Below are 19255 nucleotides of genomic sequence, written 5' to 3' on the forward strand. Positions count from 1 at the left end.
GGACTGCCACTTGGCACGATAAGGGATCTTTCATAACATGACATCGACATGACAAGAATCAACGAAGGGCGGTCCGTGGAGGCGGCGGAACTCATCGAGGCTGAGGTGCGGGAACTGGTGCGTCGGCGGGGGATCGACCCGTGGGCGGACGGGGAACGGATCCGCGACCTGGTCGTGGAAGCGGTCACGGACTACGAGGAGCGGGCGGTGCGCGGTGGGCTGCCGCCACTCCCAGGGCACGAGGACACGGTCCGCCACCTCCTGGACTCCGTGGCGGGGTTCGGTGAATTGCAGGCGTATTTCGACGACCCCGAGGTGGAGGAGATCTGGCTGAATGGGCCCGGCGAGATCTTCGTCGCGCGGGGCGGGGAATCCGAACGGACGGGCCTGGAGATGTCCCAGGCGAGGGTGGAGGATCTGGTGGAGCGGATGCTCAAGACGTCCGGGCGCCGTCTCGATCTGAGCTCCCCCTTCGTGGACGCCTCGCTCCCGGATGGGTCCCGTCTGCACGTGGTGATTCCGGACATCACTCGGCGGCACTGGGCCGTCAACATCCGGAAGTTCGTGGTGAGGGCCAGCCGGTTGGAACATCTGGTGGAGTTAGGTTCTTTGACGCGGGTGGGGGCTCGCTTCCTCGGCGCCGCCGTGAGCAGCGGGCTCAACATCCTCGTCTCGGGGGCGACTCAAGCCGGCAAGACGTCACTCCTGAACTGCCTGACGTCGGCCATCGGAGCGCGGGAACGGGTCATCACGGTGGAGGAGGTCTTCGAGCTGCAGTGTCCACTTCCGGACGTGGTGGGCCTCCAGTGCCGGCAGCCGAACCTCGAGGGGGAAGGGGAGATCCCCCTGCGACGGCTCGTGAAGGAGGCCCTGCGGATGAGGCCGGACCGCCTGATCGTGGGGGAGGTCCGCTCGGCGGAGAGTCTCGACCTGCTGATCGCCATGAATTCCGGGGTGGGAGCCATGGCCAGTGTCCACGCCAATTCGGCGAGGGACGCCGTCACGAAGATCTGCACACTGCCGTTGCTCGCCGGGGGCAACATCAGCAGTGACTTCGTCGTTCCCACGGTCGCCTCCTGCGTCGACCTCGTCGTGCACTGCCAGAGGCAGCCCAACGGCCGGCGGCTGGTGTCGGAGATCGTGGCTCTCGGCCGGCGCGTGGAGAACAACGTCATCGAATCCAGTGTCATCTTCGCGCTGCAGGACGGCGCGCTCGAACCGACGGGCCAGCTCCCGCCCGAGGACAAATTCGTCCGGGCGGGCTTCCGGCTCCACTCTCTGGTCGGTGCCGCCTGATGTCGGCGGTGCTTGGACTGGCTCTCGGTCTGGGTTTTCTCCTTATCTGGTGGTCGTGCTGGCCGCGCAGCGGTGGGGGCGCCGTCCCCGCGCGTCCTTCCCGTCTGGCGCAAGCCCTTCAGTCGGCCGGCGTGCAGAAGGTCTCACCGGCCGGACTGGTGGGTTCCGCCCTCATCCTCGCGCTGGTGGCAGGACTCGTGGTCCTGGCCTTCACCCGGTCTGTGCCGATCGCCTCATGTTTCGCGGCGTTCGCCGCGTGGGTTCCGTGGTCGCTCGTGTCCTGGCGCGCACGACGACGGGTGGCCGCCCTCCGCCGGTGCTGGCCGGATGCGGTGGACCACCTGCGGTCGGCGATACGGGCAGGATTGTCGCTCCCGGAAGGACTCATGCAGCTCGCGCGCAAAGGGCCCGAGGATCTTCGCCCGTTCTTCGAGGAGTTCACGGCGGACTATCGATCGGGCGGAAGCTTCGACCGTTCCCTGGCGCGGCTGAAGGCCCGGCTCTCCGATCCCGTCGCGGACCGGATCATCGAAGCCTTGAAGCTGACCCGTGACGTCGGCGGAGCCGATCTGGGAATTCTCCTCTCCGCACTGGCCGACTTCCTCCGGGACGATGCACGAACCCGGAGCGAACTCGAGGCCCGTCAGTCGTGGACGGTCAACGCGGCCCGGCTGGCGGTGGCGGCGCCCTGGCTGGTGCTGCTGATGATGTCGACCCGGCATGAGGCGGTCAGTGCCTACAGCTCCGTGGAGGGCCTGGGTGTCCTCGGCGGAGGGCTCGTGGTCTCAGTGCTCTGTTACCGGGTCATGCAACGGATCGGTGCGCTCCCGTCCGATGAACGAGTCCTCGGATGAGCACGGGACTCTGCGCCGCGCTGTGCGGTCTCCTCTTCGGGTCCGGTCTGTGGCTCACCGTGGTGCGGCTTCCGTTCATGCGAGCCATGACCCTGGCCGAACGCGTCGCTCCACAATTGCGCGCCCAGGACACCGGCTCCCGCCTGCTCACGACGGCCCCGCACACCATCACTCCCTTCGGGCCGCTGGAACGGATCCTGACTCCGGTTCTCCGCGATGCAGTCGCGTGGCTGGGACGGTTCCGTGCGGGCAACTCGGCGCTCCAGGAACGTCTGGCCCGCGCCGGGAGTGCCAGGACCGCTCTGGATTTCCGGGCGGCCCAGCTGCTTCTGGGCGGTGCGGCCTTCACCACGGTCCTCCTGGTGTGCCTGCTGGGGGTGTTCTCGGGGCGCGTCGCTCCGCTCCAGGCGCTGCTCGCTGCGCTGAGTGCGGCGGCGCTCGTCGCCCTGGGGCAGGAGCAACGGCTGAGCCAGAGAATCAGGTCACGGGAGGCCAAGATCCTGAGAGAGTTCCCGGGCCTGGCGGAGATGATGGCGCTCGCGGTCGGCGCCGGGATGAACGCGCGTGGCGCAGTGGAGAGAATCGCGCTGATCGCCCACGGTGAGCTGGCCGCGGAGTTCGCCCGGACGGTGGCGGATGCGAGGTCTGGAACACCATTCCTTGACGCACTCCGTGGGCTGGCCCGGCGCGTGAGGCTTGTCCCGGTGGAGCGCTTCGTGGACGGTCTCATCGTCGCCATGGAACGAGGCACCCCGCTCGGCGATGTCCTGCGGGCCCAGGCCCAGGACGTTCGGGACCTCGGGAAACGCGAACTCATGGAGTCGGCGGGGCGCAAAGAGATCCTCATGATGGTGCCCGTCGTGTTCGGTGTGCTGCCGCTGACGGTCCTCTTCGCCGTGTTCCCCGGCCTGGCCGCCATCACCCTGATGCTGTGATGCGTCGTATCAGCCACCTTGCCGCCGAAGGCACTGAGCCCCACACGAGCGCGGGCAGCAAAGTGCGTTGGGGAACCCATGAGCACAGCGTCGTCAGCAACGAACACGACAGAAGGAAGGGCGCACCACCGATGAAAGCAATCCCCATGAACCATCTCCGGAGTCATCTCGATCGGCCTGCCCAGATGATGCGGACTCTGCGGTGGCGCCACGCGTCGCCACGGCTCGCGGATGGTCGCCATGGCAGTCCCGTTCCCGAGTCCTGGTCGGGGCCGCGCCGGTCCGGCACGCAGCGGTCCGTGAGGTCCAGGCGATCGCCCGTTGCGGCTATCGCTTGGACAATGTTCCTGACCCTCTTCGTGAACGTGAGCAGCCTGCTCGCCGTCCGGCTCCGCGAGGAGAGGACTGATCGGAGGCGTCACCCGGACCGTGGAGACGTGCCCGGCTGGGTGATGGTGACCTTGATGACGGCCGCGCTCGTGGCGCTCCTGCTGGCTGTGGCGGGCCCGGCGCTTGAAGGGCTGTTCCGGCAGGCCATCGACACCGTCACCCGGAAGTGACAACGCCTGGAAGCTGGCGTCCCCGGGACCTTGCACAGCAGGCTCGGGGAACCGCTCAGCCGGCTCCGGACCGCAGGCTCCCACGGCGACGCCTGCTGGGGCCGTTCCGAAAATCGTGCCCCCGTCAGGAACAGGGCTCGGCGGTGGTGGACTTCGTCCTGGTCTCGGGCTTGCTCACTCTGTTGTTCCTGGGAGTCCTGCAGCTCACCTTGATTCTGCATGTCCGCAACTCGCTGATCGACGCCGCGTCGTCCGGCGCGCGCTACGGTGCGCTCGCGGACCGGGTTCCGGATGATGCGGTGGCCCGCGCCAGGGAACTCATCTCCGGGGCCGTGGGACCCGCTTTCGCACAGGACATCACGGTCGCCGAGGCACGGGAGGGCGACGACACGCTGCTCACCGTCACGATCCGCGCGCCGTTCCCTGTCGTCGGCCTGCTCGGGCCGGATCGGGTTCTGGAGGTGACCGGCCATGCTGAACGCGTGGGGTGAGGGCGGTGGACCGGATTCCCGGAGCAGTTCCGCGACGGCGCGGTGGGAATCGCCGGCCCCCGCGCACGAAGCCGGCGGGTGGCACGCAGGCAGCCGCTCCGGCGAGGAGGGGGGTGCCGCCGTGGAGTTCGTGTTCCTGTCCCTGCTCGTGCTCATCCCGGTCCTGTACTTCATCCTCGCCGTCACCCGGATCCAGGCCGCGGGGTTCGCAGTGAGCGGGGGCGCTGACCAGGCCGCCCGGCTGGCCGTTCACGCGAAGGACGAAGGTAGTGCCCGGGCCGCGATGGAGCGTGCCGTCGACCTCGCGCTCGCTGACCAGGACATTCCGTCCGGCACGGCCCAGATGACCGTCACGTGCCAGCCCGAAGAGTGCCAACGGCCCGGCACCGCCGTGACGGTGCAGGTGACGGTCGACGTCGAGCTGCCGTTCACTCCACCGGGTCTCGGCCTTGACGTCGCCCACGTCAGCGCGAGCGGGACTCAGATCGTCGGCAGGTTCAGGTGACACGCCGAAAGGGTGCGTCAAACGTGCCGTGGCCGAATCCGCGGTGGGGGCGGGCCGACGGGCGACAGCGATCCGGGCCAGGGCGGGGATTCAAACCCCGCATGCAGGCCGACCCGTCGCAGAACACGCGGCGAAGCACATGCCGGAATGCGGCACAGACGGGGAGCATCAACATCCTCACGCTCGGCTACGTGGTGATCGCTCTGCTCGCGGCCGTGGTCCTGCTGGATGTCTCGTCGGTGTATCTCGACCACAAGAAGCTCCTGTCCCTGGCGGACGGCGCGGCATCCGCGGCGGCCGATGCGTTCGACATCACCGGTATCGAGGGGGAGGGGCGGGGCCATGCAGCCGTGCGATTGAACGACGCCAGGGTCCGCGCGACGGCGGCGGACTACCTGCGCCGCAGCCCCGCAGCGGCGACTCTGGAAGGGTTGGCGCTCATCGACGCATCGGGCAGCCCCGATGGACGCAGCGCCACGGTTCGCCTCACAGCAGTGGCGCGCCCACCGCTGCTCGGGGTGTTCGTCCCGGACGGCATCCCCCTCGAGTCAGGCTCGACGGCGCGGGCCCGGCTCGTGCGGTGAAAGGCGGCGGCCTGTCAGCGCGGATGTGGAGGCCGCGTCCGCCGCGATCGTCGGTCGATCCACAACACCGACGCCGCCCCGGCAGGTCGAGCTTTCACACCGGGTTCGGCTCTCGTCCTGGGAAGGGCGAGGCGCCGCACGCACCCCGGACGCTGACCGCCGTACATGCCGTAGTCTTGGAAGACCATGGCTGAGATTGATTTTCCTGCAGAGATCCGTGCACTGAGGGCTACTTACGACTCCATCGCACAAGTGTCAGACGTCGATTCCTTGCGACGGGAGATCGCCGAACTCAGCGAGAAGGCCGGCGTCCCCGATCTCTGGGACGACCCCGCCGCCGCCCAGGTGGTGACCTCGCAGCTGTCGCACCGTCAGTCGGAACTCGAGCGTCTGACCACGCTGGCCGGCCGCATCGATGACCTGGAGGTCCTGGTCGAGCTCGGTCAGGAAGCCGGTGACGAGGACTCCCTGGCCGAGGCCGGCACGGAGCTCGCCTCGATCCGCTCCTCCCTGGAACAGCTCGAAGTCGTCACGCTGCTGTCCGGTGAGTACGACGAGCGCGAGGCCGTGGTCACCATCCGTTCCGGCGCGGGCGGCGTGGACGCCGCCGACTTCGCCGAAATGCTCATGCGCATGTACCTCCGCTGGGCCGAGCGCCGTGGCTACCCGACGAAGGTCATGGACACCTCCTACGCCGAAGAAGCGGGCATCAAGTCCGCCACCTTCGAGGTCAACGCCCCCTACGCCTTCGGCACCCTCAGCGTGGAGGCCGGCACGCACCGCCTCGTGCGCATCAGCCCCTTCGACAACCAGGGGCGCCGCCAGACGTCCTTCGCCGCCGTCGAAGTCATCCCGCTGATCGAGCAGACCGACTCCATCGAGATCCCGGACAACGAGATCCGCGTGGACGTGTTCCGTTCCTCCGGCCCGGGTGGCCAGTCGGTCAACACCACCGACTCCGCCGTCCGCCTGACGCACATCCCCACGGGGATCGTGGTCTCCATGCAGAACGAGAAGTCCCAGATCCAGAACCGCGCGGCCGCCATGCGCGTGCTCCAGTCCCGTCTCCTCCTCCTCAAGAAGGAACAGGAGGACGCCGAGAAGAAGGCGCTGGCCGGTGACATCAAGGCCTCGTGGGGCGACCAGATGCGGTCCTACGTCCTGAACCCGTACCAGATGGTCAAGGACCTCCGCACCAACCACGAAGTCGGCAACACGAGCGCTGTCCTCGACGGCGACATCGACGCTTTCATCGACGCCGGGATCCGCTGGCGCGCCGACAGCCGCAAGACCGAGGCCTGAGCGATCCCCGAGTAGCACCCGGCGCGAAAGCCGGGGGTGCCACATCCCGGTTCCGGGCCGGAAGACACCGGCCTCACCTGCGGCGCAGTGCAAGCCTTTGCACGACACGCCGCCCGAATGGGGCGGCGTTCCCGCGGTGCGACCATAAACTCGAGGAGCCGGTGCCATCACTTCCCCCAACACTAGGCCCAGGCCCCGGCCGCTGGAGCGGTTCCGTCGCGCCTGCCGACCGGGCTGTGTGAAGCCATGATTCGATTCGAAAATGTCACCAAGATCCACGACCCCAAGGCCAGACCCGCGCTCGACTCGGTGAGCGTGGAGATCGAGGGCGGCGAATTCGTCTTCCTCGTGGGCGCTTCCGGTTCCGGTAAGTCGACCTTCCTCAAGATGGTGTACCGCGAAGACGTGGCCACCACCGGGTCCGTCTACGTCGCCGGCCACAACGTCTCCACCCTCTCCAGCTGGCGCGTGCCCAAGCTGCGCCGGAAGATCGGCGTGGTGTTCCAGGACTTCCGCATCCTGCCGCAGAAGAACGTGTACCAGAACGTCGCCTTCGCCATGCAGGTGATCGGCGCCAGCCGTGCGCGCACCAAGGAGCGCGTCTCCGATGTCCTCGCGATGGTGGGGCTCGAAGGCATGGAGAAGCGCATGCAGCACGAGCTCTCCGGTGGTGAGCAGCAGCGCGTCGCGATCGCCCGCGCCGTCGTCAATCAGCCGGACATCCTGCTGGCCGACGAGCCGACCGGCAACCTGGACCCGACCACGAGTGTGGAGATCACCGAGGTGCTGAAGAAGATCAACGCCAACGGCACCACGGTCGTGATGGCCACGCACGATGATGACATCGTGGACCAGATGCGCCGCCGCGTCATCGAACTCACCAAGGGCAAGGTCGTCCGTGACGAAGCCAAGGCCACGTACACGTCCCTCATCCCCAAGGTGAAGACGTCCGCCGGCGCTCCCGAGACCGCCGCCACCGCAGGGGAGGAGCGCGCATGAGGCCCATGTTCATCCTCGGGGAGATCGCCAACGGCCTCCGCCGGAACCTCTCCATGTTCATCTCCGTGGTCCTGGTGACCTTCGTGTCGCTCACCTTCGTGGGCGCCGCCGGGATGCTCCAGATGCAGATCAACCAGATGAAGGGCTACTGGTACGACAAGGTCCAGGTGGCGATCTTCCTCTGTAGCCCCGGCTCCACCACCGCCAACTGCTCCTCCGGCCCGGTGACCAAGGAACAGCAGGACAATCTGCGCAAGACCCTGGACTCGGATGCGATCCGTCAGTACGTCAACGACTTCCAGTTCGAGTCCCAGGACGAGGCGTACAAGCACTTCAAGGAGCAGTTCGCCAATTCGCCGATCGTCGATTCGGTGACCCCGGACCAGCTGCCCTCCTCCTTCCGCGTGAACCTGAAGGATCCCGAGAAGTACAAGGTCATCTCGGAGACCTTCTCCGCCCAGCCCGGCGTGGAGAGCGTGATCGACCAGCGCCAGATCCTGGAGAAGCTCTTCTCCGCCATGAACACGGCGTCCTTCGTCGCCATCGGGATCGCGGCGATCATGATCATCTGTGCGGCGCTGCTGATCGCGACCACCATCAGACTCTCGGCCTTCATGCGGCGCAAGGAGACTGCCATCATGAGACTGGTGGGAGCTTCCAAGGCGGTGATCCAATTGCCCTTCATCCTCGAAGGCGTGATCGCGGCCGTGATCGGGGCGCTGCTCGCCTCCGCGGCCATCTGGGGGATCTCGCACTTCTTCCTGACCGGCTACCTTGCCGAGCAGTACAAGCAGACCGCCTTCATCTCGGATGCTCAGACGCTCTGGCTGGTTCCCGGCCTGATCGCCCTGGGCGCCGTGATCGCCGGCGTCTCATCCCTGTTCACCCTCCGCAAGCCGCTCAACGCCTGAGCGTGGGCCCATGGAAAGGAACGTCATGAACGTTGCAGGACCGACACAGAGGGCTCTCGCGAAGGCTGCGCGTCTCCGTTTCCCGTACGACGGCGAGCTGTGCCGCAAGGCCGCGCGCCGCACCATCGGCGCGTCCGCCGTCGTCGTGCTGCTGCTGGGGCTCGGCCTCACACCCAGCCAGGCCGACAACCTGGATGACCAGCAGCAGGCGCTCCAGAACCGCGCGAACCAGGTGCAGTCCTCGCTGGAGTTCCTGGACGGCAAGATCGCCAAGTCCGCGGCGGACCTGACCCTCTTCCAGGGCCGGCTTCCGGGCGCGCAGAAGGCCCTGGCGGATGCTCAGGGACGGGTCGCGGCGGCGGCGTCCGAGGCGCAGTCCCTCGCCGTGCGGGTCGATGCGGCGCAGCAGAGCAAGGCGAAGCTGGCGCAGGAGATGACCCAGGACAAGGCGAAGTCCAGCGAGACCAAGAAGCTGATCGGGCAGATCGCCACCCAGGCCTACAAGTCCGGCGGCGTGCCCAATGACCTCACGCTGTTCTTCGGCGCGACGGACACGGAGAAGCTGGTCAGCAGCATGGACCTGGCCGATCAGGCTCTCCGCACCCAGAACGCCGCGATGGAGAAGCTCAACCAGCAGAGCGCCGTCAACGTCAACCAGCCCGCGCGTCTCGCCGCCGTCGAGCAGGAGATCGCAGATCTCAAGGCGCAGGCGGACGCGGCGCTGGCCCGTGAGCAGTCCGCCCGCGACGAGGCCGCCCGCCAGAAGGCGGCCGTGGACAAGCTCGTCTCGGACACCACGCGACTCAACAAGGAACTCGAAGCGTCCAAGCCCGCCATCCAGGCGCAGCTGGCCAAGGTCAATCAGGCTCAGGACCAGGTGGCCGCCCAGATCAAGGCCCGCGACGAACGGCTGCGACAGGAGTGGCTGGCCGAGCAGCGCCGGAAGGCGGAGGCAGCAGCGGCCGCAGCCGCCGCGGAGGCCGCGCGGCAGGGCCAGGCGCAGCCTCCGGCCCAGCAGCCGTACGTGCCGCCGGCACCGGGACCGATCTCCTCCTTCGGGATCCGGGCCCCGTTCGACGGCAACCCGCCGATCACGTCGGGCTGGGGCTGGCGCGCCGTGCCGCCGGGCACCATCGACTTCTGGGGCACCGGCGGCTACATGCACACCGGTGTCGACTTCGGCGTCGGCTGCGGCACCCCGGTGCACGCGGCGGCGTCCGGCACCGTGACCCTGGCCGGCTGGATCACCACCGGTGGCGGCTGGACCGTTCAGGTGTCCCACGGCGTCGTGCAGGGCAACGCGCTGACCACGGTGAACTACCACAACAGTTCCGTGGTCGTGTCGGCGGGCCAGCACGTGGAGCAGGGTCAGGTCATCGCGTATTCGGGCAGCTCCGGCAACTCGACCGGCTGCCACGCCCACTTCGAGACGTGGGTCAACGGCTCGCCGGTGGATCCCATGACCATGCTTTAGATGTCCTGGAGCATCACCTGGAAGGCCCGTTCCCCGAGGGGGAGCGGGCCTTCCGGCGTCTGCCGCGTTCTTCCTGAGCGGACAATGCGCGGTACGGCGCAGTGCATGGGTAGACTGGAAGGACTGTTTTCAGACCGAAGGAGTCAGCCGTGCCGAAGGAAAGTGGCCGGAAAGTCGTGGCCACGAACCGCAAGGCGCGCCACGACTACGAAGTGCTGGACACCTATGAGGCGGGTATCGCTCTCATGGGGACCGAGGTGAAGTCCCTCCGCGAGGGGCACGCCAACATGGGCGATGCGTTCTGCACGTTCTACAACGACGAGCTCTGGATGGAGCAGGTCAACATCCCGGAGTACAGCCAGGGGAGCTGGACCAACCACTCCTCCCGCCGCCGCCGGAAGCTGCTCCTGCACCGTGCCGAGCTCATCAAGATCTCACACAAGATCCGGGAGAGCGGCTTCACGATCGTCCCGTTGCAGCTGTACTTCGTCGACGGGCGGGCCAAGGTCGAAATCGGCGTGGCCCGCGGTAAGAAGGAGTACGACAAGCGCCAGAGCCTGCGCGAAGCGCAGGACAAGCGCGAGGCCCAGAGGGTCCTGCGGGCGCGCAACAAGCGCTGAGCCGGCCTGTCCGGGGCCAAGCTTCCGGGCTTGGCATCGTGCTCCAGTGGAGGTATGCTGGAGAGTCCTGTCGGGGAGACCTTGCAGGTGTTTGGTAAATGAACATGGGGATGATCGGTTTCGACGATGTCTGTCGACGCAGGTGAAGCGGGCCGAGGATGCAGGCTTATCTCGTAAACGATGTCTGCAAACCAATAAGTGCCGAATCTAAGCGCACTGACTTCGCTCTTGCTGCCTAAGCAGTAAGACAGTCCGTCAGCCCACGGTTGCTATCGCCGTGGAATCTGGCGTCGTCTAGATAGCCACTGCCAGGAGCCCTCGTCATCGGGGCTTCTGGGACTTTCAGATGACTGGGCCCGGATCAGCCAGCTGTTTGCAGCATGGCTGGGGCCGAGAAAATCCGACGCAAACTGCGCCCGGAGAAGCCCTGCAGAAGCAACATCGGACGCGGGTTCGATTCCCGCCATCTCCACCATGGAAAGGCCCTGGATCTTCACGATCCAGGGCCTTTCGTCGTCTCCTGGTGCCGTATTCCCAGGAGTTGTTGGTGCGACAAGACCCTCTGCGACACCCGCTACTCAGGGGACCGGAGTCTGTGATCCCAGCTACCGCCTCCTCGCGACCAGGCCACTGCTCCGCCCGCTCCAGAGGTCTTGCACATTGATGCTCGAACATGGGTATGCGTAAAACTGACGCGCCAAGGCGCAGCCCCGGAATGAGGGCTGCTGCTGAACTGGTGCACAGCCTGGCAGGCAATTGAAAACGAGGTCCTTCACACCCTGGCGTATGAGGCGGTTTCGGCTCAGGAAGTCGCAGAATTGCTTGTTGTCTTGCCTGATGCACTTCGAAGGTTCCCTCCGAACGCTTACAGAATCGCAGTTGGACCCTACACCTAACACAGGTATCTGGAGCAAGGAACGCTCACTCTAGTTCCTTTCAAGTGTGCTCCTGGATAGCCTTGGGTCAAACCGTGGACTTGGAGAGAGTGGGGGAGACAGTGCTTCCGGTGTATCCGATAACTGCCAGCAGTAGCACGTGGGCGAATGTTGACGTCGTGGGTGAGTATTACCGCTTGGATGAACTCACGGCGGCCGCCGGCGGTGTTTTGCCGCTGAATCAACAAATCGTCGTGGAGGATGTCCAGTGCCTTCTCGTGCCCGAGCCATTCAATGCCCATGATCCAAACGCTGTAATGGTGATTGCCAACGGCTACCATGTTGGCTATTTGTCAAGGGAAGATGCAATCCGGTACCGTCCGCTGGTCCGACGCATCGTGGCGAGTGGTTATCTTCCAGGCACGATTGGAAGGATTTGGGCATTCCGAACTTCAAGCGACATCAGCACCAGAGTTCAAGTTGCAATTCCTCATGCCGACTTGCTTCCTCTCAACCAACTTCCTGATCGAGAACACAAGCAACTGCCATGGGGGAGCGGCTTGCAGGTCACTAAGGAAGAAGAGCACTTCGATGTTCTGTTCAACTTCGTGCCACCCAGCGGAGAGGGTTTCTTGTACTCGACGCTTCATAGGGGGGTTCGCACCCTAAGAAATGGACAGGAGCGCCCCTATGTTGAGCTGCGGATTGACGGCGAGCGTGTAGGTGAAATGTCGCCTGTGACCTCGCAGCATTTTCTCCCGACCATCGAGCATCTAGAAAGTTTAGGGATTGCTCCAGTGGCGACTGTCAAGATAAAGGGGTCAGCCTTGGCCGCCCAGCTAGTGCTCCAGGCCGCAAGAGCATCTGAAATCCCTGACGAATGGGTAGAGGCCGGACCGGACCATGCGATGAAGCTCGTTCCTTGGAGTCTTGAGTACGAAATTCCTGCTGGCTGGGATAGCGGGTTCGTAGCTTCGCCTGGGCGAGATCCGAAAGCTGGCAGGAGCCAGGTTCGCACGGTTGTTGCTGCGCAATCTCTGGCGAAGGGTGCCAAGCAAGGGTCTTTGGGGTGGGCCGTCTTTTGGCTCTGCGTCGCAGGGGTCTTCTTGATATGCGTTATTGGCACGCCGATCGCAATTGTTCCGGCTGCATGGTGTGGGTTTCTCGGCTGGCGTCAACTGCGAAGATGGCGGGTCAACTCCGCCACCGGCACAGGAACTGGCACAAAGGGCTAAGTGTTTTTGCTTTGGGTGCTGATCGCATCTGTGTCGGACAGGCGCGTCTCAGGGCTGCCGTAGGCAATCCGAACCCCGGGTACGGCCTCCACTGCTCGTCTGGTGCTTCGTCACTCCAGGTTTGTAGCATTACAACGTAGAGCACGAGAAGGGTCTCATTGGGTTCGATTCCCGCCATCTCCACCCTTGAAAGGCCTCGGATCTTCACGATCCGGGGCCTTTCGCTGTCTTCAGGGTGGTTGCTCAGGACTCTTTCACGCCATGAGCGCGTAGGCGCCCCAGACGAGCAGTCCGGCCGGGACGCCGGCGAGCACTTGGGCGACGGTGTGGTCACCCAACCGGACCCGCGACCATCCGACGGCGACGGGGATGAGCAGGAGCGGAGCGCTCCACGGCCCCAGGGCGGTCACCAGCGCCACGGTGGTGAACACGACGACGGCGGTGTGTACGCTCAGCTTCCAGAACGCGTTGACGGCTCCCACCACGATCATCCCGAGCGCCACCCCGAGCAGGCCGAGCACAGCGGACCACGGCGCGTGCAGGAGGAGGAGAACCGCCCAGCCGATCGCCGCCGAGCCGAGCGAGGCGATCAGCACCGGCAGACGCTGCTTGCGGTCGCCCACGTGATGGTCGCTGAGCTGCCCGCGCCGGGAGGCGATGACGATGCCGAGGAACGGCCCGATCGCGGTGAAGACGGCGGCGAGCAGGCCGAACCACAGACCGCGCCAGCCGTCCGCCACGGCACAGCTGATCAGCAGGAAAGCGGTGACGAGGACGGTGGGGGAGAAGACCTCAGTGAGGATCCGGGCTAGACGGCGCACGCCGCCCATCGTATCCGGCGGCGGACGGCCTCGGAGAACCGCTGGAATGCCGCTGGAGAACCGGTCACCGCCGGGGCTTGGCCTTCTTCTCCGTGTCCGGCTTCTTCTGATCCGCCTTCTTCGGGGTGGCCTTCTTGGGCAGCGTCGGCGGATCGAAGTTCCCGTGGTCGTACAGGCCGTAGACGACTTGCATGTACCGGGCCCACTGCGGTCCCGCGATGTCCGCACCGTCGACGGCGGGGTACGTCCTGCCGTTGAGGGTCACGTTCCGTCCGGGTCGCGATTCGCTCGCGTTGAATGGGTCACCGAAGAAGGACGCCGTGGCGAGCCCCCGCGTGTAGCCGACGATCCAGGTCTGGTTGTTGTACTGGTTCGTGCCGGTCTTGGCGGCGGCGGGCGCGGTCACCTTGTCCGGGATCAGGAGGCCGGACCCCTTGGACAGCACATCCTGCAGCACGTTCGTGGCGCGCTTGGCCACCTCGGGCGTGATCGCGCCGGCCTTGCAGGACGGGTTCTGACCGCCGAGGCGCTTGCCCTTCCCGTCGTCGACACGGGTGATCGAGATCGGGGTGCAGTAGGTGCCATTGCTGGCGAAGGTGGCGAAGGCGTTCGCCATGGTCAGCGGGGCCACGTTGGCGCCGCCCAGAAGGTTTCCGAGCGTGTTGAGCTGGAGCTTCTGACCCTTGCCCGCGCCGTCGTGCATGCCCAGGGCATCGGCCGCCCGCTGGATGTCGCAGAAGTCGTTCAAGCCGGCCGCCGAGGCGAAAGTGGCCGTGTTGATCGAGTAGTAGATGCCCATTCGGACGGTCATGGGACGGTAGAACCCGGGGGTGTCGTTCTGGAGGTCCGGCGCAGCGCCCTTGGACATCTCCTGAGAGTTGTATGCGCCTGCGACGGGACCGCAGGTGCTCTTCCACGGGAAGTTCAAAGGGTAGACACGGCGCGCAGCATCCACCGTCTGATCGGGGGACTTCCCCTCCCCGAGCCAGGCCGCGAGGGTCACGGGCTTCATGGTGGAACCGGGCTGCATGCCGCCGACGCCGCCCAGGGCCTGGCCGGCCTCGTCCGTCTTGTCGACGTTGAAGTTGTAGGCCGTGACGAATCCGGAGCCCTGTTTGGCGAGCATCCGGGAGTTCTGAGCCATCGCGACCACCTTGCCGGTGCCGGGCTGGATCGTCACGAGCGAGGCGCCCCACTTGTCCGGGTTGGCGCCGGTGGTCGCGTCCACCTGGCGCTGGGCCGGTCCCTGCAGACGGGGGTCGAGTGTCGTGCGGATGGTCAGACCGCCGCGCTGCAGCAGCTTGAGGCGCTCGTCCGGCGTCGCGCCGTAGGCCGGGTCGTTCAGGAACTGGTGCAGCACGTAGTCGCAGAAGTACGGCGACTGCGAGGCGTACGCACAGCCCTGGCGCGGCTGTTTCACGGCGAGCTTGAGCGGGGCCTTGACGGCGGCGTCGTGCTTCTTGGCGGTGATGTAGCCGTGCTTGAGCATCGCGTCCAGCACCAGATTGCGGCGGTCGACGGCGCGGTCAGGGTGGGCGATGGGGTCGTAGTAGCCGGGGCCGTTCACGAGTCCGGCCAGCAGGGCGGCCTGCGGCAGGCTGAGTTTCGCGGCATCCACCGAGAAGAAGTACTGGCTGGCGGCCTGGACGCCGTAGGCGTTGCCGCTGAAGGCCACGATGTTGAGATAGCCCTGGAGGATCTGGTCCTTGCTCAGCCGCTTCTCGAGACCGAGGGCGAGCTTCATCTCGCGCAGCTTGTCCCCGGTGGTCTTCTGACCGTTGAGCACGACGTCGGACGCGTCACCCCGGGCGGTCCGGCTGTCGTTGAGAACATTGGTCACATACTGCTGGGTCAGGGTGGAGGCGCCCTGCCGGCCACCCGACGCGTTGCTGACGAGGGCGCGCATGATCCCCATCGGATCGATGCCGCCGTGTTCGTAGAAGCGGTAGTCCTCGATCGCCACGAGCGCGTTGCGCATGTCGGGAGCGATCTGCTTGAGCGTCACATCCTGGCGGTTCTCGCTGAAGACGGTGGCGATCTGCGAGCCGTCGGCGGCCAGGATCCTGCTCACCTGGCCCGGCGGGTTGATGGTGAGCTCCTCCGGCAGGCTGTCGAAGAACTGCACCGAGCCCTTGGTGGCGGCGTCCGTGGCGGCCACCAAGGGCGCCAGGAAACCGACCAGAAGCGCTCCGATCACGGCACTCACGGTGGTGAAGGCCAGGAGTCTTCCACCCACTCCGGCCACGGACTTCAGGACATTTCTCGCAGGACTCATCCCTTCGAGCCTAACGGAAGTGCCTGGACGGACGCTTCGAAGGTGACGTCCGTCAGCGGTAGAAGCCCTCCCTCAGACGGACTCCGTGCTCCAGCCAGGCCTTCATCGCGGCGAGCATCCCAGTCCAGCCCATGCAGTTGCCGAAGGCCGCTGCGGCGCCGTCGTCGGTGGGCTTCCAGGCCTGTTCCCGCACCGCGACCTTGGTGCGGGCGCCGTCGTCCACGGAGGTGAACACGAAGTCGACCACCGTGCCGTCCTGCTCGACCGAGGTGCCGGGAGCTGCGCCCCAGCGCAGGGAGATCATCTCAGCGGGCTCTGCGCGAAGGACCGTGACGGGAAACGCCCCCGGGAAGTCCGCGAAGTCCCACTGGACGGTGGCGCCGGTCTCCAGGCGTCCGATTGCGCCCCCGGTGGTGAAGTACTCACTCAGGATGGCCGGATCCGCCACCGCTTCATAGACCTCTTCGATGGGACGCGCGATGAAGCCGAAGACCTCGAAGCGAAGGTCGGTCACCGGGGCGCCGCCGCTGGGCTTCTGCGACATGCTCGGCTCCTGTTGGGTGTCGTCCTGGTCTTCCATGAACTCTCCTTTTCTCAGGGCCCGCAGTCCGGACCGCGGGCGATGTCCACCAGTGCTTCGTCAGCCCGCGGTCTGGCGTCGTTCCGCGGGCCGCCGTCGCACGGCGATGGTCTTGAGGTGGTCGGGCCGGGCCGGGTCGAACCAGAGGTCCACGAGCTCACCCGTGATCACGGGATCGTCCGCGGTGATCATGGCCGGACGGCGGACGAACCGGCGGGTACCGTTGAGGTCGTCGAAGGAGTAGGTGACGGAGGTGAGGATGCGGTTGGACTCGTGGAACCGGTCGTAGCCCTGGTTGGTGACCACGCCCGTGGTCAGACGGCCACTCCGCATGGTCTCGTCCTCACGGCGTCGGTCGGCGGCCCGTGCGCCCCAGGAGACCACGGACAGGATCCCCAGGAACAGGGCGATCCCGGCCAGCCACCAGGTCCCGGGAATCATCCGCGGTTCCCGGAACCAGACCGGGGCGGGCGCGACGACGGTCGTCCCGAAGGCGGCGGAGGCGCACGCGAGGGCCTGCGCGGCGCCGAACCCGGGCAGTCGGGGATTGCGCACGGAGCGGGCGACCCAGGTGTTGAGGCCCACGATCGTTGCTCCTGCGGCGACCGTGAGAGCGGTGATCCGGAGGATCCACTGCCAGGGCTCCGGATCCGCGTTCTCCGTGTCGAGCACGGTCACGAACGCGGTGATGCTGTACGCGGTCACGAAAGCGCCCACGAGTACCGTGAGGCCTGGTCCCCACAGGTCCTGCGCCTGCGGGATCCTGGCAGCTTTGGCACGGGAGGCGGCATCCGGGTCGATGGTGCTCATGCAAGGATGCAAACACGATGACCCGCGATCCGCAATGTCCCGGCGCCCCCGAGGGCTGGGCCGGGGAGGATGTCAGGGGAGGATGCAGCCCTCGTGCGGGGAGTCGTCCGCGACCCAGAGGGCGTGCAGCGCCTGCTCGCCCAGCTCCGCGGTGTGGCCCTCCTGGCCGCCGGGAGGGGCCACATGAACCTGCAGCGCGCCGCTGAACGGCTTGCGTTCGCCGACCTCGACGACGGCGTCGACGTCCACACCCTCGCGGCTGAGGTAGCGCAGAAGCTCCGGGTCGTCGTCGCTGATGCGCGTGATGTGCCCGTGGTGCCCCTCATCCAGCTCAGAGAGCAGCCGGGCCTCGGGCAGCGCGACGGTGCCATCGGCCGTGGGGATGGGATCGCCGTGGGGATCACGGTCCGGGTGTCCGAGTTTCTCGGCCAGGCGTTCCACGAAGGTCTCGGAGACGGCGTGCTCGAGGAGCTCGGCTTCGTCGTGGACCTCGTCCCAGGCGTAGCCGAGCTCGCGCACGAGGAACGTCTCGATGAGGCGGTGACGCCGCACCACGGCGAGGGCCAGGGTCCGCCCCTCCGCCGTGAGCGTCACGGCGCCGTAGGGCTTGTGGTCCACGAGCCCGAGGTCCTTGAGTTTGCGCACCATCTCGGACACGGACGAGTTCGCCACGCCCAGCCGCTGGGCCAGCTGCGTGCTGCTGATGGGCTTGTCCTGCCACTCGGTGAACGAGTAGATGACCTTGACGTAGTCCTCGATCGAGGAGGAGGCGACGGCAGACTTCACGGCCCCAGTTTAGTCGAGGCCGGTGACGGCGCCGGGGCGGCGACCGGCCGCCGTCGCGCCGGAGGCGCGCTTGTTCACCCGCCAGAGACGAACGTCAGCCAGATCAGGACCCCGTTGAGGACGATCACGAGGAGGGCGCTCACGGCCGCCGCCACCTGGAGCGCGGGATGGTCCGCGTGACGGCCCATGACGCGGCGGTCCCGGCTGAGCAGGAAGAGCGGGATCAGGGCGAAGGGGATGCCGAAGCTCAGGGCGACCTGGCTCAGGACCAGCACCTGGGTGGGGTCCATGCCGACCGCCAGGATGATCACGGCGGGGATGAGGGTCAGGACCCGGCGCAGCAGAAGCGGGATCTGCACCTTGAGGAGCCCGCCCATGATCGTGGCGCCGGCGTAGGACCCGACCGCGGTGGAGGCGAGGCCTGAGGCGAGCAGCCCGACGGCGAACACGGCGCCGATGACCGGGCCGAGCGTCGTCGTGATGGCGGCATGGGCGCCCTCGATGCTGTCGGTGCCCTCGCGGCCGCTCAGGGCGGAGGCCGCGAGCAGGAGCATGCCGATGTTCACGGCGCCCGCGATGGCCAAAGCGGAGACGACGTCCCAGCGGGTGGCCCCGATGAGACGGCTCAAGGTGCGCTCGTCCGGGGCGTCACTTCCCACGGGGCGGTGCCGGTCGCGGGAGAGGGCGGAGTGCACGTAGATCGCGTGGGGCATGACGGTCGCGCCGAGCATGCTCGCTGCCAGCATCACGGACTCGGTGCCCTGGAAACGGGGGACAAGGCCTCCCAACACACCGCCGGCGCTGGGCGGGCTCACGATCAGCCCGCACAGGAAGCCCACCGTGATGACGCCGAGCAGGACGATGATCGCGTTCTCGAAACTGCGCTGCCGCCGCCGGTTCTGCATCAGGAGCAGGGCCATGGACGCCGCGCCGATGATGATGCCGCCGAGGGGAAGGGGGATGCCGAACAGCAGGTTGAGGGCGATGGCACCGCCGACCACCTCCGCGAGATCCGTGGCGACGGCGACGGTCTCGGCCTGGAGCCAGAAGAGCCGCCGTCCCCAGGTGGGGAAGCGCTGCCCCAGGAGTTCCGGGAGGGAGTGTCCGGTGACCAGGCCGAGCTTGGCGGACTGGTACTGGACCATCACGGCCATGATGTTGGCGGCGACGAGGACCCAGACCAGCAGGTACCCGAACTGGGCGCCCGCGGTGAGGTTGGCCGCGACATTGCCCGGGTCCACGTAGGCGATGGCCGCGACGAAGGCCGGTCCGAGGAGGAGGACTCCCGCGCCACGGCGCGGTGCGACGACTCCTGGGGACAGCTCGGTCTTCATCTCATCTC

Annotated in this window: 19 protein-coding genes and 1 other RNA gene; 14 read left to right on the forward strand and 6 right to left on the reverse strand. The window is 66.7% G+C overall.

Annotation, left to right across the window (positions count from 1 at the left end):
- Window positions 1-48 precede the first annotated feature (48 nt).
- The 14 genes from BLV63_RS07395 to BLV63_RS18345 all read left to right on the forward strand — a co-directional run bounded on the left by BLV63_RS07395 (window position 49) and on the right by BLV63_RS18345 (window position 12641).
- Window positions 49-1296 carry a TadA family conjugal transfer-associated ATPase gene (locus BLV63_RS07395; RefSeq protein ID WP_373277804.1) on the forward strand — a complete coding sequence of 416 codons (1248 nt, stop codon included), beginning with the start codon at window positions 49-51 and terminating at the stop codon, window positions 1294-1296.
- The gene (locus BLV63_RS07400; protein WP_066211032.1) at window positions 1296-2150 is read left to right on the forward strand and encodes a type II secretion system F family protein; all 855 of its coding nucleotides are present in this window, start codon (window positions 1296-1298) and stop codon (window positions 2148-2150) included. The genes BLV63_RS07395 and BLV63_RS07400 overlap by 1 nt, the downstream gene beginning before the upstream one ends.
- Window positions 2147-3085, forward strand: coding sequence for a type II secretion system F family protein (locus tag BLV63_RS07405; protein WP_066211030.1), 939 nt, complete (start codon window positions 2147-2149; stop codon window positions 3083-3085). Before BLV63_RS07400 ends, BLV63_RS07405 begins: the two co-directional genes overlap by 4 nt.
- 341 nt (window positions 3086-3426) lie before the next feature.
- Window positions 3427-3645, forward strand: coding sequence for a hypothetical protein (locus BLV63_RS07410; protein ID WP_074784132.1), 219 nt, complete (start codon window positions 3427-3429; stop codon window positions 3643-3645).
- A gap of 146 nt (window positions 3646-3791) precedes the next feature.
- The gene (locus tag BLV63_RS07415) at window positions 3792-4136 is read left to right on the forward strand and encodes a TadE/TadG family type IV pilus assembly protein (RefSeq protein ID WP_254780510.1); all 345 of its coding nucleotides are present in this window, start codon (window positions 3792-3794) and stop codon (window positions 4134-4136) included.
- A 121-nt stretch (window positions 4137-4257) separates the two neighbouring features.
- Window positions 4258-4641 (forward strand): hypothetical protein, encoded by a 384-nt coding sequence (locus tag BLV63_RS07420; protein ID WP_066211963.1) that lies wholly within the window; start codon window positions 4258-4260, stop codon window positions 4639-4641.
- A gap of 101 nt (window positions 4642-4742) precedes the next feature.
- The gene (locus BLV63_RS07425) at window positions 4743-5225 is read left to right on the forward strand and encodes a pilus assembly protein TadG-related protein (protein ID WP_082724007.1); all 483 of its coding nucleotides are present in this window, start codon (window positions 4743-4745) and stop codon (window positions 5223-5225) included.
- 186 nt (window positions 5226-5411) lie between these two features.
- Window positions 5412-6527: a peptide chain release factor 2 gene (prfB, locus tag BLV63_RS07430; protein ID WP_066211028.1), complete on the forward strand. Its 1116-nt coding sequence runs from the start codon at window positions 5412-5414 to the stop codon at window positions 6525-6527.
- A gap of 246 nt (window positions 6528-6773) precedes the next feature.
- Entirely contained in the window at window positions 6774-7526 is a 753-nt protein-coding gene (gene ftsE, locus BLV63_RS07435) for a cell division ATP-binding protein FtsE (RefSeq protein ID WP_066211025.1), read from the forward strand.
- The gene (gene ftsX / locus BLV63_RS07440) at window positions 7523-8437 is read left to right on the forward strand and encodes a permease-like cell division protein FtsX (RefSeq protein ID WP_066211023.1); all 915 of its coding nucleotides are present in this window, start codon (window positions 7523-7525) and stop codon (window positions 8435-8437) included. The genes ftsE and ftsX overlap by 4 nt, the downstream gene beginning before the upstream one ends.
- Window positions 8438-8462: 25 nt before the next feature.
- Window positions 8463-9911 (forward strand): M23 family metallopeptidase, encoded by a 1449-nt coding sequence (locus BLV63_RS07445; protein WP_139244663.1) that lies wholly within the window; start codon window positions 8463-8465, stop codon window positions 9909-9911.
- Between the two features lie 149 nt (window positions 9912-10060).
- On the forward strand, window positions 10061-10531 hold the full coding sequence (smpB, locus tag BLV63_RS07450) for an SsrA-binding protein SmpB (protein WP_066211021.1): 471 nt from the start codon (window positions 10061-10063) through the stop codon (window positions 10529-10531).
- A 106-nt stretch (window positions 10532-10637) separates the two neighbouring features.
- Window positions 10638-11006, forward strand: a transfer-messenger RNA (tmRNA) gene (ssrA, locus tag BLV63_RS07455).
- Between the two features lie 597 nt (window positions 11007-11603).
- Window positions 11604-12641: an HIRAN domain-containing protein gene (locus tag BLV63_RS18345; RefSeq protein ID WP_139244664.1), complete on the forward strand. Its 1038-nt coding sequence runs from the start codon at window positions 11604-11606 to the stop codon at window positions 12639-12641.
- A 254-nt stretch (window positions 12642-12895) separates the two neighbouring features.
- On the opposite strand, the gene BLV63_RS07460 is transcribed toward BLV63_RS18345, so the two are convergent.
- The 6 genes from BLV63_RS07460 to BLV63_RS07485 form a co-directional block, all read right to left on the reverse strand.
- On the reverse strand, window positions 12896-13462 hold the full coding sequence (locus BLV63_RS07460; protein ID WP_139244665.1) for a phosphatase PAP2 family protein: 567 nt from the start codon (window positions 13460-13462) through the stop codon (window positions 12896-12898).
- 64 nt (window positions 13463-13526) lie between these two features.
- Entirely contained in the window at window positions 13527-15737 is a 2211-nt protein-coding gene (locus tag BLV63_RS07465; RefSeq protein WP_082724006.1) for a transglycosylase domain-containing protein, read from the reverse strand.
- 52 nt (window positions 15738-15789) lie between these two features.
- The gene (locus BLV63_RS07470) at window positions 15790-16317 is read right to left on the reverse strand and encodes an SRPBCC domain-containing protein (protein ID WP_254780512.1); all 528 of its coding nucleotides are present in this window, start codon (window positions 16315-16317) and stop codon (window positions 15790-15792) included.
- A gap of 60 nt (window positions 16318-16377) precedes the next feature.
- Window positions 16378-17127, reverse strand: coding sequence for a hypothetical protein (locus BLV63_RS07475; RefSeq protein ID WP_066211018.1), 750 nt, complete (start codon window positions 17125-17127; stop codon window positions 16378-16380).
- 72 nt (window positions 17128-17199) lie between these two features.
- Window positions 17200-17913: a metal-dependent transcriptional regulator gene (locus tag BLV63_RS07480; protein WP_066211017.1), complete on the reverse strand. Its 714-nt coding sequence runs from the start codon at window positions 17911-17913 to the stop codon at window positions 17200-17202.
- Window positions 17914-17987: 74 nt separating this feature from the next.
- Entirely contained in the window at window positions 17988-19247 is a 1260-nt protein-coding gene (locus BLV63_RS07485) for an Nramp family divalent metal transporter (RefSeq protein ID WP_066211015.1), read from the reverse strand.
- Window positions 19248-19255 lie beyond the last annotated feature (8 nt).

The sequence above is a fragment of the Arthrobacter woluwensis genome (genome assembly GCF_900105345.1).
GTDB classification, from domain to species: Bacteria; Actinomycetota; Actinomycetes; order Actinomycetales; family Micrococcaceae; genus Arthrobacter_E; species Arthrobacter_E woluwensis.